This window comes from Robertmurraya korlensis NBRC 107688, assembly GCF_001591645.1.
In the GTDB taxonomy this organism is placed as follows: domain Bacteria; phylum Bacillota; class Bacilli; order Bacillales; family Cytobacillaceae; genus Robertmurraya_A.
In genome coordinates this window covers 54,320-67,850 of record NZ_BCVH01000015.1, presented here as the reverse complement: position 1 = coordinate 67,850, position 13,531 = coordinate 54,320, and the positions used below count along the sequence as shown (strand labels likewise).

The 13,531-nt window shown below is 40.9% G+C and carries 16 protein-coding genes and 1 riboswitch; of the genes, 10 read left to right on the top strand and 6 right to left on the bottom strand.

Annotation, left to right across the window (positions count from 1 at the left end; all coding sequences use genetic code 11):
* Positions 1–194 precede the first annotated feature (194 nt).
* From BKO01S_RS17415 to BKO01S_RS17395, 5 genes are all read left to right on the top strand, one after another.
* A complete protein-coding gene (locus BKO01S_RS17415) occupies positions 195–1,289 on the top strand; it encodes a PRK06851 family protein (RefSeq protein ID WP_066057046.1) in 1,095 nt (364 codons plus the stop codon).
* A 63-nt stretch (positions 1,290–1,352) separates the two neighbouring features.
* Positions 1,353–1,886, top strand: a complete 534-nt coding sequence (locus tag BKO01S_RS17410; RefSeq protein ID WP_439951053.1) for a hypothetical protein — start codon at positions 1,353–1,355, stop codon at positions 1,884–1,886.
* Positions 1,887–1,991: 105 nt separating this feature from the next.
* Positions 1,992–2,891, top strand: a complete 900-nt coding sequence (locus BKO01S_RS17405) for an SDR family oxidoreductase (protein WP_066057040.1) — start codon at positions 1,992–1,994, stop codon at positions 2,889–2,891.
* Positions 2,892–3,008: 117 nt separating this feature from the next.
* Positions 3,009–3,671: a DNA alkylation repair protein gene (locus tag BKO01S_RS17400; protein ID WP_066057037.1), complete on the top strand. Its 663-nt coding sequence runs from the start codon at positions 3,009–3,011 to the stop codon at positions 3,669–3,671.
* 14 nt (positions 3,672–3,685) lie between these two features.
* Positions 3,686–4,543, top strand: coding sequence for a Cof-type HAD-IIB family hydrolase (locus BKO01S_RS17395; protein ID WP_066057034.1), 858 nt, complete (start codon positions 3,686–3,688; stop codon positions 4,541–4,543).
* A 26-nt stretch (positions 4,544–4,569) separates the two neighbouring features.
* On the opposite strand, the gene BKO01S_RS17390 is transcribed toward BKO01S_RS17395, so the two are convergent.
* Genes BKO01S_RS17390 through BKO01S_RS17380 form a run of 3 tightly spaced genes read right to left on the bottom strand, consistent with a single transcriptional unit; the run spans position 4,570 to position 6,983 of the window.
* On the bottom strand, positions 4,570–5,223 hold the full coding sequence (locus BKO01S_RS17390) for a TetR/AcrR family transcriptional regulator (RefSeq protein WP_066057031.1): 654 nt from the start codon (positions 5,221–5,223) through the stop codon (positions 4,570–4,572).
* A gap of 12 nt (positions 5,224–5,235) precedes the next feature.
* Complete coding sequence (locus BKO01S_RS17385) at positions 5,236–6,264, bottom strand: ABC transporter permease (RefSeq protein WP_066057028.1); 1,029 nt, start codon at positions 6,262–6,264, stop codon at positions 5,236–5,238.
* Positions 6,264–6,983: an ABC transporter ATP-binding protein gene (locus tag BKO01S_RS17380; RefSeq protein WP_066057026.1), complete on the bottom strand. Its 720-nt coding sequence runs from the start codon at positions 6,981–6,983 to the stop codon at positions 6,264–6,266. The genes BKO01S_RS17385 and BKO01S_RS17380 overlap by 1 nt, the downstream gene beginning before the upstream one ends.
* Before the next feature lie 162 nt (positions 6,984–7,145).
* Between BKO01S_RS17380 and BKO01S_RS17375 the strand changes: the two genes are divergently transcribed.
* Positions 7,146–7,595: an SRPBCC family protein gene (locus BKO01S_RS17375; RefSeq protein ID WP_066057023.1), complete on the top strand. Its 450-nt coding sequence runs from the start codon at positions 7,146–7,148 to the stop codon at positions 7,593–7,595.
* A gap of 42 nt (positions 7,596–7,637) precedes the next feature.
* Here BKO01S_RS17375 and bshB2 read toward each other — a convergent pair whose 3' ends face one another.
* Together bshB2 and BKO01S_RS17365 are read right to left on the bottom strand one after the other, a co-directional pair.
* Entirely contained in the window at positions 7,638–8,303 is a 666-nt protein-coding gene (bshB2, locus tag BKO01S_RS17370; RefSeq protein ID WP_066057020.1) for a bacillithiol biosynthesis deacetylase BshB2, read from the bottom strand.
* 13 nt (positions 8,304–8,316) lie between these two features.
* Positions 8,317–8,664 carry a YojF family protein gene (locus BKO01S_RS17365; protein WP_066057017.1) on the bottom strand — a complete coding sequence of 116 codons (348 nt, stop codon included), beginning with the start codon at positions 8,662–8,664 and terminating at the stop codon, positions 8,317–8,319.
* Between the two features lie 168 nt (positions 8,665–8,832).
* Positions 8,833–8,980: riboswitch (FMN riboswitch) on the top strand.
* A gap of 231 nt (positions 8,981–9,211) precedes the next feature.
* On the opposite strand from BKO01S_RS17365, the gene ribE reads away from it, so the two are divergent.
* Genes ribE through ribH form a run of 3 tightly spaced genes read left to right on the top strand, consistent with a single transcriptional unit; the run spans position 9,212 to position 11,555 of the window.
* A complete protein-coding gene (gene ribE, locus BKO01S_RS17360) occupies positions 9,212–9,868 on the top strand; it encodes a riboflavin synthase (protein ID WP_066057014.1) in 657 nt (218 codons plus the stop codon).
* Between the two features lie 13 nt (positions 9,869–9,881).
* Positions 9,882–11,075: a bifunctional 3,4-dihydroxy-2-butanone-4-phosphate synthase/GTP cyclohydrolase II gene (locus BKO01S_RS17355; protein WP_066057011.1), complete on the top strand. Its 1,194-nt coding sequence runs from the start codon at positions 9,882–9,884 to the stop codon at positions 11,073–11,075.
* Between the two features lie 12 nt (positions 11,076–11,087).
* Complete coding sequence (ribH, locus tag BKO01S_RS17350) at positions 11,088–11,555, top strand: 6,7-dimethyl-8-ribityllumazine synthase (protein ID WP_066057008.1); 468 nt, start codon at positions 11,088–11,090, stop codon at positions 11,553–11,555.
* A 62-nt stretch (positions 11,556–11,617) separates the two neighbouring features.
* Here the strand turns inward: ribH and pdxK are convergent, their stop codons facing one another.
* Positions 11,618–12,433, bottom strand: coding sequence for a pyridoxine/pyridoxal/pyridoxamine kinase (gene pdxK / locus BKO01S_RS17345; RefSeq protein ID WP_066057005.1), 816 nt, complete (start codon positions 12,431–12,433; stop codon positions 11,618–11,620).
* Between the two features lie 340 nt (positions 12,434–12,773).
* Between pdxK and fdhD the strand changes: the two genes are divergently transcribed.
* Positions 12,774–13,523 carry a formate dehydrogenase accessory sulfurtransferase FdhD gene (gene fdhD / locus BKO01S_RS17340; RefSeq protein ID WP_066057002.1) on the top strand — a complete coding sequence of 250 codons (750 nt, stop codon included), beginning with the start codon at positions 12,774–12,776 and terminating at the stop codon, positions 13,521–13,523.
* Positions 13,524–13,531: the final 8 nt, after the last annotated feature.

Genomic DNA, 13,531 nt, shown 5'->3' with positions numbered 1-13,531 from the left:
TCCACATCCTTTCTTTACAATTTTTATTAACTTACCAAGTTGTGTCTGACAAGTTTATCCAAATAAGTATATGAACCTCCTCGGATGAAAATAACATAGTGTCCTATATTGTTAGATCATGTGCTAAGACAAGGGGAGAAACGCATATATTTCTAATGCTCCACGTATGAATTTTCAGCAAAGGATGTGTGCGAATGGCTGGGAGTGTTAGGAACTATTATGCTGGTGGAAATACAGCTAAAGGCTTTCATAGTTTATGTGATGACTGTTTAAAGGATTTACAGAAGGTTTTTATTTTGCAAGGTGCACCGGGAACGGGAAAGTCAACACTTATGAAGAAAATAGGAGAGTACTGGGTAGGTAGAAATTATCAAGTAGAATACCTGCATTGTCCTCTCGATACATCCTCCATTGATGGAGTAATCATTGTAGAGCTTAAGGTAGGAATAGTGAATGGATCGGGATCCTATGAAATAACTCCAAGGGCACTTGGCGCCATTGAAGAGTATATAAACCTAGGAGAAGCCTGGGACTCAGCCAAGCTGGCGGATCAAAAGGATCAGATTGTGAGATTATCCATGCTGGCAGGAAATGCAACACAAAAAGCGTATGAGCACTTTGCCGAAGCTCTAAGTATTCATGACAATTGGGAAAAAATCTATATCGAAGCAATGGATTTTCAAAAAGCAGATGATTTAACAAGAAAATTAATCTTTCAATTTTTTGGAAACATGACCTTAAATAAAGAATCAACGGTAAAGCATCGATTTTTAGGGGCAGCTACTCCGGATGGAGCCGTAGACTATGTTCCTAATTTAACTGAGGATGTTGCTAAAAGGTATTTTATCAAAGGAAGACCTGGATCCGGTAAATCAACGATGCTTAAAAAAATAGCTGAAGAAGCACAAATACGTGGATTAGACGTGGAAGTTTACCACTGTGGGTTTGATCCAAATAGTCTTGATATGGTTATTGTGAGAGAGTTAGGAATTGCCATCTTCGACAGTACGGCACCTCATGAATATTTTCCAAGTAGAGATGGAGACGAGATTGTTGATATGTACGGCACTGTTATCGCTAGTGGAACAGATGAAATTTTTGAAGAGGAAATTAACAATCATAAAACTGCCTATAAAAATATGATGGATTCAGCGATGGGATTTTTAAAGGAATCAAATGGGTACAATCGTGAGCTTGAGGAAATTTATACAGGTGCTATGGACTTCGAAAAGGTAAATGAACAAACAGAGCGAATTCAGGATATGATTCATCAGTTCGAAGAAAATTAGATGACAACTCACCCCTCGTAGGCATTTTGCATACATTACAACGAGATGTAAGTAGAGAGGGGTATGTATGTGAACTATTATCATCCTGATTATTCGAATGATGACCGACAACAGCCAACAATTGGAGGATTCCCAGGCGGCTTTCCGGGAGGAGGATTCCCAGGTGGCTTTCCAGGAGGAGGGTTCCCGGGTGGCGGATTCCCAGGTGGTTTTCCAGGAGGAGGGTTTCCAGGATTCCCAGGTGGAGATGACGACTTTCCGGGTGGCGGGTTCCCACCACCATTTGGAGGAGGTGGAGGTGACCAATACGGCCCACCATCAGGCCCACCACCTTCGTATACACCGCAACAACAAGGTTTTTCCGCTTATGCTGTAGATCCTGGTGCTATTAGAAGATGCCGTTTCCGCTTCACGTATATTTGGTTAAACAATGGTCGAAGCTTCTGGTTCTATCCAACGTACGTTGGAAGAGATTCCATTGCAGGGTATCGCTGGAGAAATAGACGTTGGGTTTATTATGGAACGGATTTAAGAAGAATTAGCAGCTTCCAATGTGGCGGAGGATATGGAGGATATGGAGGATATGGAGGATATTAACTCCAAAGAAAGGCATGAACTCATCCGGTTCATGCCTTTTTATATGAACAGAAAAGCCCTTATAAGAATATCGTATAGGTGTCATACCCTTTGAGGAGGAGAACCATGTACCCTGTATACCCATATTACGGAATGATGAAGGAAACAGAGAATGTTCCAATTGCCTTCCCACCCCAGGAGCAACCGCGTCAGCCTGGTTTCGAATATGAAATGACCCCACTCCCTATTGCCGAAAATCCAGCCTACCAAGGGTCCGGAAAACTGCGTGGAAAAGTAGCAATTATCACGGGCGGAGATAGTGGGATTGGTCGAGCGATCGCCTATTCCTATGTAAAAGAGGGAGCAAAGGTAGTCATCGTCTACTTAGATGAGCACCGGGATGCGCAAGCGACAGCGCAAAGAATTCGAGAGCTTGGTGGGGAAAGTCTTTTGATTCCGATTGATTTACGAGAGGAAAGAAGTGCTCAAGAGGTCGTAGAAAAAACGCTTGAGGCGTTTGGAAAAATAGATGTTTTAGTAAACAATCATGCGGTACAATTTGTTCAAAAAAGTATTCTTGATATTACGGCAGAGCAGCTGTTAAACACATTTCAAACGAATATCTTTTCCTTTTTCTATCTAGTAAAGGCAGTTTTACCTCATCTACAGTCAGGTAGCTCCATTATTAACACCACCTCAATCACAGCCTACGACGGACATAAGAAACTGATTGATTATTCCTCCACTAAAGGGGCCATCGTTACTTTTACACGATCCTTATCGCTCTCTTTAGTAAAAAAGGGGATACGAGTAAATGCAGTAGCACCTGGACCGATTTGGACCCCGCTCATCCCGGCTAGTTTTCCAGCCAAAGATGTGATGAGGTTTGGAACAGATACGCCAATGAAACGTGCAGGACAGCCATTTGAACTTGCACCTACCTATGTGTATTTAGCTTCAGATGATTCTAGATATGTATCGGGCCAGGTGTTACATGTGAATGGTGGTCATATAGTAGAGTCATAAGAAGAAGGCTCTTTCCTATCATGGAATGAGCCTTTAATAAATTTTTACAGTTGCATTATTGGTAAATTTACAAAAAAATCTTTACAATAAAGCTATGTCACTATAAAGGAGCACTGTATGAAAGAGATCGACATCCTAACGAAATTATTTCGAGCGAATGAGAATCGCGAGAATGCTTATTATATGGAAAAATATATGCGAAACCAGTTTCCTTTTCTAGGAATCAAAACCCCGTTACGACGTGAACTATTGAAGCAGTTTTTTGAGGAGACGGGTATAGTGAAACAACCATATAATGAAAAGTTTGTCGAAGAGATATGGGCCCTTCCAGAAAGGGAATTTCAAGCAGCTGCCCTAGATTATATCGAGAAATCGTTGAAGAAGCTGGAGAAAAAGCATCTACCTGGGATAGAAAAGCTTATCACAACCAAGTCGTGGTGGGATACGGTTGATGTACTTGGGCCAATGGCAGTTGGGAAAATTGCTGCTGACCATCCAGAAGTGATTAAGGAAACGATTGATAATTGGGCTTATGGTGATGATTTATGGTTAAGGCGCGCAGCTATTCTTTTTCAGTTAAAATATAAAAAGAATACGAATGAAGAGCTTTTGTATCGATATTGTAGAGAAAATGCCGACAGCAAGGAGTTTTTTATACAAAAAGGGATTGGCTGGGCATTGCGGGAATACTCTAAAACGAATCCAAGCAGTGTAAAGAATTTTATTGAGCGCACTTCCTTGTCTAAGCTCAGTATTCGTGAAGGCAGCAAATACATATAGAGGTGGAACTGAATATGATCAAATGTATCGCTAGTGATATGGATGGAACATTATTAAACTCAAAGCAAGAGGTATCTGAAAAGAACCTCAAGGCGATCCAAAAGGCCTTAGATTTAGGAGTAGAAGTCGTTATCGCAACGGGTCGTTCCTATGAAGAGGCGATGTCAGTCTTACGTGATTCTGGATTACAGCTACCAATCATTTGTGCCAATGGGGCAGAGATTCGAACAAAAGAGGGTGAAGTAATTAAGGCGCACCCGCTTAATCATAAAATTGCGAAACAAGCTGCTGAGGTGTTAGATCAAGTAGGTATTTACTACGAAATTTATACAAGTGAAGGTACGTATACAGTCGATTATGATAAGGGAGTTGAAATCATTATCGACATCTTTACAACCGCTAATCCTGAACTCTCTAGAGAGCTTGTACAAGAAGAAGCTCATCACAGATATGAAAAAGGATTAATTCATAAGGTTGATAGCTATGAGCCGATTTTAAATGGAGAAAAAACGATTTATAAGCTACTAGTATTTGATATGGACCATAGCCTTTTGGATCAAGTTGAGGAAAAGCTAAAGCAAATTGGAAATTTAGAAGTCACATCCTCTGCATTTGGAAACCTAGAGCTTATGAATACACTATCACAAAAAGGAATCGCATTAGCTGAGTTCGTAGAAGAAAGGGGAATTTCCTTACAGGATACGATGGCGGTTGGTGATAACTATAATGACCTATCTATGTTCCAAGTGGTTGGTCGCTCAGTGGCAATGGGAAATGCAAATGAAGATATTAAAGAACGATGCACGCATGTGACATTGAGAAATGACGAAAGCGGTGTAGGAGAAGCCATCCTACAAGCATTAGCTGAGTAAGTAAATAGGCTTGAGGAATGAGATCCTCAGGCCTTTTCTTTTGGTGATAATCCATGCAAAATAAATTGAATCGTGGCTTCAATTTCTTGTTCATCGTCCCAATCCAACTCCGGAAATAGGAGATAACGACCGATAAGGAAGCCGAAGATACTTGACGCTGTCATCCGAACCACCTGGTAAGGAGGGAGGTCAATCAATTGCCCTACTTCTTGATAATGCTTGATAATCGCTGACATTCTTTCGTATACCTTGATGGCAATATGCTCCTTGAATTGCTTTTGAAGCTCCGGTTGAAAAGGGAGTTCCTGAAGAACAATTTTAAATAAGGGAATGTTTGCCTTTAAAAACTCCGCACGATTATGGATCATGGCACGTAAAAAATCCTCTAGGCTCTCGAAATCCTGGTTCAAAACCTTATTTAGATCTTTGATTACAAACGGAGCAATCAGCTTTGCCATCATGGGAGCGACAATGGATAAAAGCAGATCCTTTTTGGTTTTATAATGGCGAAAAATGGTTCCTTCCGCTACACCTGCTTTCTTAGCAATTTCACTGGTGGAGGTAGCAGCATAGCCTTTTTCAGCAAAGGATTCAACAGCAGCTTCTAGAATGAGCTTTTGTTTTTCTGTAAGATTTTCATTTTTATCAATAATCTCATCAATTATATTGTTATCTGACATATATACTCCTTGTTAAATGGAACGATATTTTTTTAGGGCAAGGATATTTAGGATCATGAACAGTATGGAGAATCCTGTTAGCATAAGCAAATCAATTGAGATGTCACCCCACCCGTACCCTCTTATCATAACATTTCTTAACGCATCTGCTCCATAATACAGGGGAGTAAACGGTCCAATCCAGCTTAAATAATCCGATATCGTTTCAAGATTAAATAATCCAGAGAAAAAGATTTGTGGAACGATCACGAGCGGAATAAACTGAATCATTTGCAATTCATTGTTAGCGAATGCAGATAGCAGTACCCCAAGTGTTAAAGCAGTCAGCGATAATAATAATGTGATAACAAGAACATAAATGAATGCACCTTCCATCATCATGCCAAGAACATAGATCGCATACGAGGCAATGATGGTTGCTTGTATCATCGTAAAAATTCCAAAACCAATCACATAGCCAACTACGATTTCCCATTTACGAAGGGGACTACAAAGCAGTCTTTCAAGTGTTCCTGTCGTTCTTTCACGTAAAAACGAGACTCCAGCAATGAGGAACACGAAAAAGAAGATGAAAAATCCTAGCAGCACAGGCCCAAATGAGTCAAACTGGCTCATATCGCTAGAACCATGAAGATAATCAACTTTAAGTTTAATAGCCGAAGAGTCAGGCTGCATAGACGTTAGGGACTCTTGTAACCACTTCATTGTCGCTCCATTAATGGTAGGGTCACTACCCTCTAACGTGAGGTGAAGGGAATTGCTAGACATAACGATATATCCATCAATGTCTCGTTCCGTTAAGGCAATCTCTGCCTTGTTGGTTGAATTGTATTCCACTATGGTCGCTTCATCTTCATTGAGTTGTTCTGTGAGAGGTGCGGGTAGATCGACAAAACCAATTTTTGGCGTATAACTATCTCCATTAAAAACCAGATGAAGCATTGTTAGAACGAGGATAGGAGCCATAATTAGTAAGGCCATCGTGCGTTTATCACGAACAATTTGTTTTAAAATTCTTCTTACAAGTGCCATGACGCGCATTAGTTCACACCTCCATAGCTTAAAAAGGCATCCTCAAGACTCGTACTGTTCATATTTTCTTTTAAGGATTGAGGAGTACCAACAGCAATCAAGTGTCCGTCTCTTATCATCCCTAGTCGGTCACATTTATCCGCTTCATCCATGACATGGGTGGTGACAATAATCGTCACTCCGCGCTTTTTTAGTTCATAAAAGGAATTCCATATGCTTTTTCGAAGCACGGGGTCAATCCCCACAGTTGGTTCATCTAAAACTAATAGCTTCGGTTCATGGAGGAGTGCGATTGCGAGTGAAAGGCGTCGCTTCATTCCCCCTGAGTAGTTGGATACCTGTTTATCGGTATGTTCGCTTAACTGTACAATCTCCATACAAGTCTGAATTCTATCCTTCTGACGGCCTCTGTTTAATCCGTATAAAGACGCAAAGAATTGGAGGTTTTCTCTTGCTGTTAGCTCCCCGTATAAGGCATCTGACTGAGCCATATAACCAATTTTTGCAATGACATCAAGTGAAGGCATCGGAATGTTAAACACTTTATTTTGACCAGATGAAGGAAGCTCAAGACCAACGAGCTGCTTCACGAGTGTGGTTTTTCCTGCACCGGATGGACCAAGTAACCCAAAGATTTCTCCTTCGTTAATATCTAGATCAATTCCTTTTAATACCTCTTGCTTTCCAAAGTGCTTTTTGACCTGTTCAATTTGGACAATTGGATTCATGTGAATCCCTCCTTTTAGATAGAGAAGTGAGTAATCACTCACATATATCATAAGGCAATATTCTGTAAATGAAAAGGGAAATTTTGTGAATATTTTCGGACGGATGAGGTAGGGAATTCTAGTATAATAAAGACAAACAATCGTCCCAGAGGTGCATAATAAATGGCTGATTTTCGAGTAAGTGAGATAATTCATTGCCCGATCGAAGAAGTATTTAGTTATTTATCCAATCTAGAAAACGTTACAAACCTATTGCCGTTTGTTACTGATATGGAAAAGTTGTCTAATGGTCCAGTTGGACATGGCAGCCGCTTCTTGGAAACAAGATTAGTGAGGAGACGGTCTATTCAATCTGAAATTCACATTACAGAGTTCAATCGACCAACCGCCTTTACCTCAAAAAGCATATCAAATGGGGTGGAAATTCTATATCACTATACCTTTTCTGCCATTGAGGAAGGAACCCAAGTCGAGATGGAAGCCGAAGTCAAAACAGGAGGTTTTCTTAGCTTTTTAACAAAAAAACAGCTTGTCAAAATTATTAAAAATGAGGATGGCGGACAGCTAAAGAAGTTAAAACAGGTTCTTGAAGCCGAGGAAGTTCATATTTAAAAGGGAATGCCCACAGGCTATAACCTCCTGTGGGCATTGTTGTTAAAATTTATACGTCCAAAAACGTTCGTTATTTACCCAAGCAATCATGTCGGGATCCTTTACTTTAAGCTTTTCGGCCATGTTTTGAATCATTAGCTGCGTTTGTGATGCATGGGCCTGGATTGTTGCAATTTTTTGATCAGAGATGGCACTTACATCATTAACGATGTCTGGTGCGCCGAGCTCATCCAACGTATTTTTTGAAAAAGCCACACAGTGGAGCTTCGGTCTTTGTTCTGGAGCTAAGCGACCAACTGCTTTTACAACAGCGGCACCTGTAGCGTCGTGGTCTGGGTGCACAGAATATCCTGGATAAAAGGTGATGACTAATGAGGGGTTCACATCAGCAATGATTTCCCCCATATGATCAGCAAGCTTTTCGGGATCCTCAAACTCTACTGTTTTATCACGATACCCGAGCATACGTAAATCTTGAATACCAATCGTTTTTGCGGCGTTTTGCAGCTCCACTTTTCGAATGTTAGGGAGCGACTCTCTTGTTGCAAACGGTGGATTCCCAAGATTACGTCCCATTTCCCCAAGTGTTAAGCAAGCATAGGTGACAGGTGTTCCATTTTGGATGTGTAGTGCAAGCGTGCCTGAAACACCGAATGCCTCGTCATCGGGATGGGGGAAAATGACTAATATTTGTCGTTCTTTTTCCATGATGCGCTCCTTTCTACTCAAATGGTGTTGGACTGATCTGGAAGGCAACTGCTAGTTTTCCTTGATAATCATGTCCAGCCATTAGTAATCTATTTTGATCATCAATTTCAAAATGTGTAATTCCTTCCGCATACACCCAGCCAATGTTTAGCTTTAAGCCGATGCGGTAAGGTCCACTTCCTTTGATCTGACCAATCTCATAATTCACTAGCGCATTGCGAATAAATGCTCCTGAGGAAAAAAAGGATTCATCGTTATGAGTCGCATACGCTCCATTTGTTGTTTCTAAATGTATATACACATCTTGGTTCGCAAGACGGTTTAGCTCTTTTTGAACTTCTTCCACTATGACGAGCTCCATGTCATTTCCTCCTTCACTTCTTTAACGAAATTAATAATCTTTATTTTACTAAAAAGAAAATAGAAAAGCGAAAAGTAGGATTGAGTGATTTTCCAACAAATTTATGTCTGTAAGAGTTTTAGGTTTCCTTTTGTGGAATGATTATGTATAATGAGGACAATTTAATAAGTATTCCTTCGGGGTCGGGTGAAATTCCCAACCGGCGGTGATGAAGCAAGAGCTTCTTAGTCCGTGACCCGTTTTGAATGTTCATTCAAACGGTGGATCTGGTGAAACTCCAGAGCCGACAGTAAAGTCTGGATGGGAGAAGGAAAAAAATTCTGGTTTCTGTTTATGGGTGTAGTCTATCCATTTATAGACCTTTATTTGACAATGCCATCTTTCTGACCCCGTTCCTTTCTTGGTGCGGGGTTTTGTTTTTGTATATGATCTTTACCTTGAAGGAAAATCAAGATTCTCGGAAATGCTAGAGGTAGGAAAATTAGAGATTAAGATACATACCTCGGATAAATCGTACTATAGGTAACCCATGAAAGGAGGAGAGAAAATGTTTACTGGGATTATTGAAGAAATAGGACTTGTAACGAATACAAAGAATACAGGGCAATCCTCGGTATTAACGATAGAGGCCAATCATATTCTTGCCGATGTAAAGCTCGGTGATAGTATCGCTGTGAATGGAGTTTGTTTAACCGTCACTTCATTTACCTCGAACGCGTTTACAGTAGATGTAATGCCGGAGACCATCAAGGCAACGAGTTTACGAGATATTGAACCAGGGTCGCAGGTAAACCTGGAACGGGCGATGGCAGCTGGCGGACGATTTGGTGGTCATTTCGTATCGGGGCATGTGGATGGTCTCGGGGTGATTAAAGAAAAAAGAGAGGTTGCCAATGCGGTGTACTACGAGGTCGAGGTAGAGAGTGACCTGCTGCACTACATCATCGAGAAAGGTTCCGTTACGGTGGATGGAACAAGCTTAACCGTTTTTGGTGTTTCTGAAACGAGCTTCCTTCTGTCCCTTATCCCACACACGCTATCGGAAACAATTATTGGGCGAAAAGGGGCTGGGGATATAGTGAATATTGAGTGCGATATGATTGGCAAATACATTTCACACTTTTTGTCCAAGCAATCAACTCAGAACAATCAAAAGAGCTCTTCACTTAGCGCTCAATTTCTAGAGGAAAATGGGTTTAAATAAGGAGGTAAGAGAGATGTTTAATACAATTGAAGAAGCACTGGAAGACTTAAAGAATGGAAAAGTTATCATCGTATGTGACGATGAAGATCGTGAGAACGAAGGGGATTTCATTTCTTTAGCGGAAAAAACAACTCCTGAGGTAATCAATTTAATGGCTACTCATGGGAGAGGGCTTATTTGTGTCCCAATCGAGGAGGAGCTAGCTCAGAAGCTCGAGCTCCTACCGATGGTTACAAGAAATACAGATCCGCATGGGACAGCCTTTACCGTGAGTATTGATCATAAAAATTCAACGACTGGTATTTCAGCCTTCGAGCGTTCCGATACCATCTTACAAATGCTACATCCAGATTCTAAGGCAGCCGATTTTAAAAGACCAGGTCATATTTTTCCGTTAATTTCGAAAAAAGGTGGCGTACTTAAACGTGCTGGTCATACGGAGGCGGCTGTTGACCTAGCGATGTTATCAGGTGCCAAACCTGCTGGAGTCATCTGTGAGATTATGAATGAGGATGGAAGCATGGCACGTGTGCCACAGCTAAAAGAAATTGCCGTAAAGCTAAATGTTAAAATGATCACGATTAAAGATTTGATTGAGTACCGAAATCGTGAGGATCGCTTAATTCAGCGTGAGGTTGAGATTGAGTTACCTACCGAGTTTGGCCAATTCCGAGCAGTTGGTTATTCCAATGTGATTGATGGCAAGGAGCATGTGGCATTAGTGAAGGGAACAATAGATTCTAGCAAACCAGTTCTTGTTCGTGTTCACTCAGAATGCTTAACAGGTGATGTGTTTGGCTCGTATCGCTGTGACTGTGGTCCACAACTACATTCCGCATTAAGTCAAATCGAGCAAGAGGGCGCAGGAGTGTTACTGTATTTGCGTCAAGAAGGCCGCGGACTTGGACTGTTGAACAAGCTAAGAGCGTACAAGCTTCAAGAGGAAGGGTACGATACGGTTGAAGCAAACGAAAAGCTAGGCTTTGGTGCCGATTTACGAGAGTATGGCATTGGTGCTCAAATTTTAAAGGATTTAGGGATTCATCAAATCCGATTATTAACCAACAATCCTCGAAAAATTAAAGGCTTAAAGGGCTATGGATTAGAGATTGTCGACCGTGTGCCTATCCAAATGCAATCGCGTGAAGAAAACGAAAAATATTTAAAAACAAAACAAAGTAAGTTAGGACATTTACTACACTTTTAGGAGGAACAGATAATGGGTAAAAGCTTTGAAGGTAATTTAGTTGGCAGTGGGTTAAAGGTTGGTATTGTGGTAGGGCGTTTCAATGAATTTATTACAAGTAAGCTTCTAAGTGGAGCAGAGGATGCGTTAAAAAGACATGGCGTAGCGGAAGAAGATGTGGATGTGGCATGGGTACCGGGTGCATTTGAAATTCCGTTAATCGCACAAAAGATGGCACAAAGTAAAAAGTATGATGCAGTAATCACATTAGGAACGGTTATTCGTGGGGCTACTCCGCACTTTGACTTCGTGTGTAATGAAGCAGCCAAGGGTGTACAGGCAACAACATTAAACACAGGAGTTCCTGTCATTTTTGGTGTACTTACAACAAACACGATTGAACAAGCAATCGAAAGAGCTGGGACAAAGGCTGGAAACAAAGGATGGGAATCAGCGGTTTCAGCAATTGAAATGGCAAACCTATCTCGTATGTTTGAATAAAAGAAAAAATTACATTTCTAAATTAAGAGACCGCTGGATTTTATTCCAGCGGTTTTCTCTATTTATGCATTCACTTTTACACCAAATGTACGGTACGCACCGTGCATGGTTGGTCCAACGTACTCATTTAATTTAAAGCCATGCGTGATCGCAGCTGTAATGAATTCCTTCGCCGTAGCAACAGCTTCCTTCACTGATTTTCCTTTTGCAAGCTCTGCCGTAATAGCTGAAGAGTAGGTGCAGCCTGCACCATGAATGTAAGTAGTATCAATTTTTTCACTTTCTAGTAAAGTGAATTCCTCACCATCAAACAGAAGATCCACTGCCTTTTCGTGATTCAGCTTACTTCCACCTTTAATTAATACATACTTAGCACCAAGTGCATGAATTTTTGTTGCTGCTTGTTTCATGTCTTCAATCGTACGAAGAGGAGCGGTTTGTGCAAGCTGACTTGCTTCAAAGAGATTTGGAGTGACGACTGTTGCGCGTGGTACGAGGATGTCACGAAGGGCATCAGTTGTTTCTGGGTGCAACACTTCGTCTTCCCCCTTACACACCATAACGGGATCAATTACAACTGCATTCAGTTTGTTTTCATCAATTACCTTTGCCGCAAGTTCAATAATTTCCACTGTGCCCAGCATACCTGTCTTCATCGCATCGATTCCGACAGAAAGAATCGTTTCCAGCTGTGCTTCTAGCGTTTCAATCGCAATAGGGAATACATTGTGGTGCCAATGGTTTTTAGGATCCATCGTCACGATTGTTGTTAAAGCAGTCATTCCATATACGCCGAGCTCCTGGAATGTTTTTAAATCTGCTTGGATACCAGCACCTCCGCTCGTATCCGAACCCGCTATCGTCATTACCTTTTTCATCGTTATCAATCCCTCCTGAGTATCTCTTTTTCTAATTAGGAGTACTCTTCCAATCTCCTAAATTATTAACATTCTATGACAATTATTTTACCACTAATTTATGAACTGTACAGGCGTGAGAAAAGTCACTGTTAGGAGAAGCAAGGAAGCATAGCATAAAGGATAAAGATGTTTTCCCACTATAGCAATATTATTAAAAGATTTTAGTAATTAAAAAAACCACTAATTTTGAACAGGTTATTGCTATTAAGACATTTAAAGTGATAATTGTCGCAGAAAGGTTGAGTTTCATTTTTTACAATATTAATGAAGGACCTTAAGCGAACCAGGAGTGAGGACATTGAATCAAAAAGGCTGTCCTGAAGAATTCCCTATTACATTAGTTCTCGATGGATTTGAGGTTGCTGTGTTTCAACTGACAAAGCAGGATTTAGAGGATTGGGTATACGGTTATCTATTTTCTGAAGGAATTATTCAAAAGCTGTGCGACGTTGAAAACGTTACCATTAATGAGGAGACGGGAATGATTCATGTGAACTTATCCTCACCATTTGAAGCGGAGGCTTTGTATTCAAAGAAGAAACACTATACAGCAGGTTGTGGGCGAGGAGTCACTTTTTTCTCCATGACGGATGTGAAGACGTTTCAAAAGGTTGAGGGAAAAAATCAATATGTACTAAGCTATCTTTTAAAAAAGAGAAGTGAATTTGCAAAGGAATCACCACTTTACCTTGAAACGGGAGGAATGCATGGAGCCTGCATTGTAGATGAGAATGGCTTCATTACTGTAAGAGAAGATATCGGCAGACATAATGCGGTAGATAAGATTATTGGTCATGCGGTAAGAAACGGCCTTGATCCTAGCAAACTACTACTTTTAACAACCGGTAGAGTCTCGTATGAAATGCTTTCAAAGGCGGCCAAATTTGGTTTTGGAGTGATTGGTTCAAGAACAGCGGCAACCAAACAAGCGATTCAACTCGCTAAGTATCTTCAAATTGAAGTAGTTGGTTATTTAAGAGGGAAAATGGCCATTACATACACCTCTTTTGGTCGAGTGGTAAATGACCTGGCAGAGCGCACAATTTAGGGGGTCCA

Coding starts and splice junctions, on each gene's coding strand:
- BKO01S_RS17355 (WP_066057011.1), top strand. CDS start 9,882: ATGTTTAATACAATTGAAGAAGCACTGGAAGACTTAAAGAATGGAAAA.
- BKO01S_RS17390 (WP_066057031.1), bottom strand. CDS start 5,223: ATGTCAGATAACAATATAATTGATGAGATTATTGATAAAAATGAAAAT.
- bshB2 (WP_066057020.1), bottom strand. CDS start 8,303: ATGGAAAAAGAACGACAAATATTAGTCATTTTCCCCCATCCCGATGAC.
- BKO01S_RS17395 (WP_066057034.1), top strand. CDS start 3,686: ATGATCAAATGTATCGCTAGTGATATGGATGGAACATTATTAAACTCA.
- ribH (WP_066057008.1), top strand. CDS start 11,088: ATGGGTAAAAGCTTTGAAGGTAATTTAGTTGGCAGTGGGTTAAAGGTT.
- BKO01S_RS17365 (WP_066057017.1), bottom strand. CDS start 8,664: ATGGAGCTCGTCATAGTGGAAGAAGTTCAAAAAGAGCTAAACCGTCTT.
- BKO01S_RS17375 (WP_066057023.1), top strand. CDS start 7,146: ATGGCTGATTTTCGAGTAAGTGAGATAATTCATTGCCCGATCGAAGAA.
- BKO01S_RS17385 (WP_066057028.1), bottom strand. CDS start 6,264: ATGCGCGTCATGGCACTTGTAAGAAGAATTTTAAAACAAATTGTTCGT.
- BKO01S_RS17415 (WP_066057046.1), top strand. CDS start 195: ATGGCTGGGAGTGTTAGGAACTATTATGCTGGTGGAAATACAGCTAAA.
- BKO01S_RS17410 (WP_439951053.1), top strand. CDS start 1,353: ATGTATGTGAACTATTATCATCCTGATTATTCGAATGATGACCGACAA.
- pdxK (WP_066057005.1), bottom strand. CDS start 12,433: ATGAAAAAGGTAATGACGATAGCGGGTTCGGATACGAGCGGAGGTGCT.
- ribE (WP_066057014.1), top strand. CDS start 9,212: ATGTTTACTGGGATTATTGAAGAAATAGGACTTGTAACGAATACAAAG.
- BKO01S_RS17405 (WP_066057040.1), top strand. CDS start 1,992: ATGTACCCTGTATACCCATATTACGGAATGATGAAGGAAACAGAGAAT.
- BKO01S_RS17380 (WP_066057026.1), bottom strand. CDS start 6,983: ATGAATCCAATTGTCCAAATTGAACAGGTCAAAAAGCACTTTGGAAAG.
- BKO01S_RS17400 (WP_066057037.1), top strand. CDS start 3,009: ATGAAAGAGATCGACATCCTAACGAAATTATTTCGAGCGAATGAGAAT.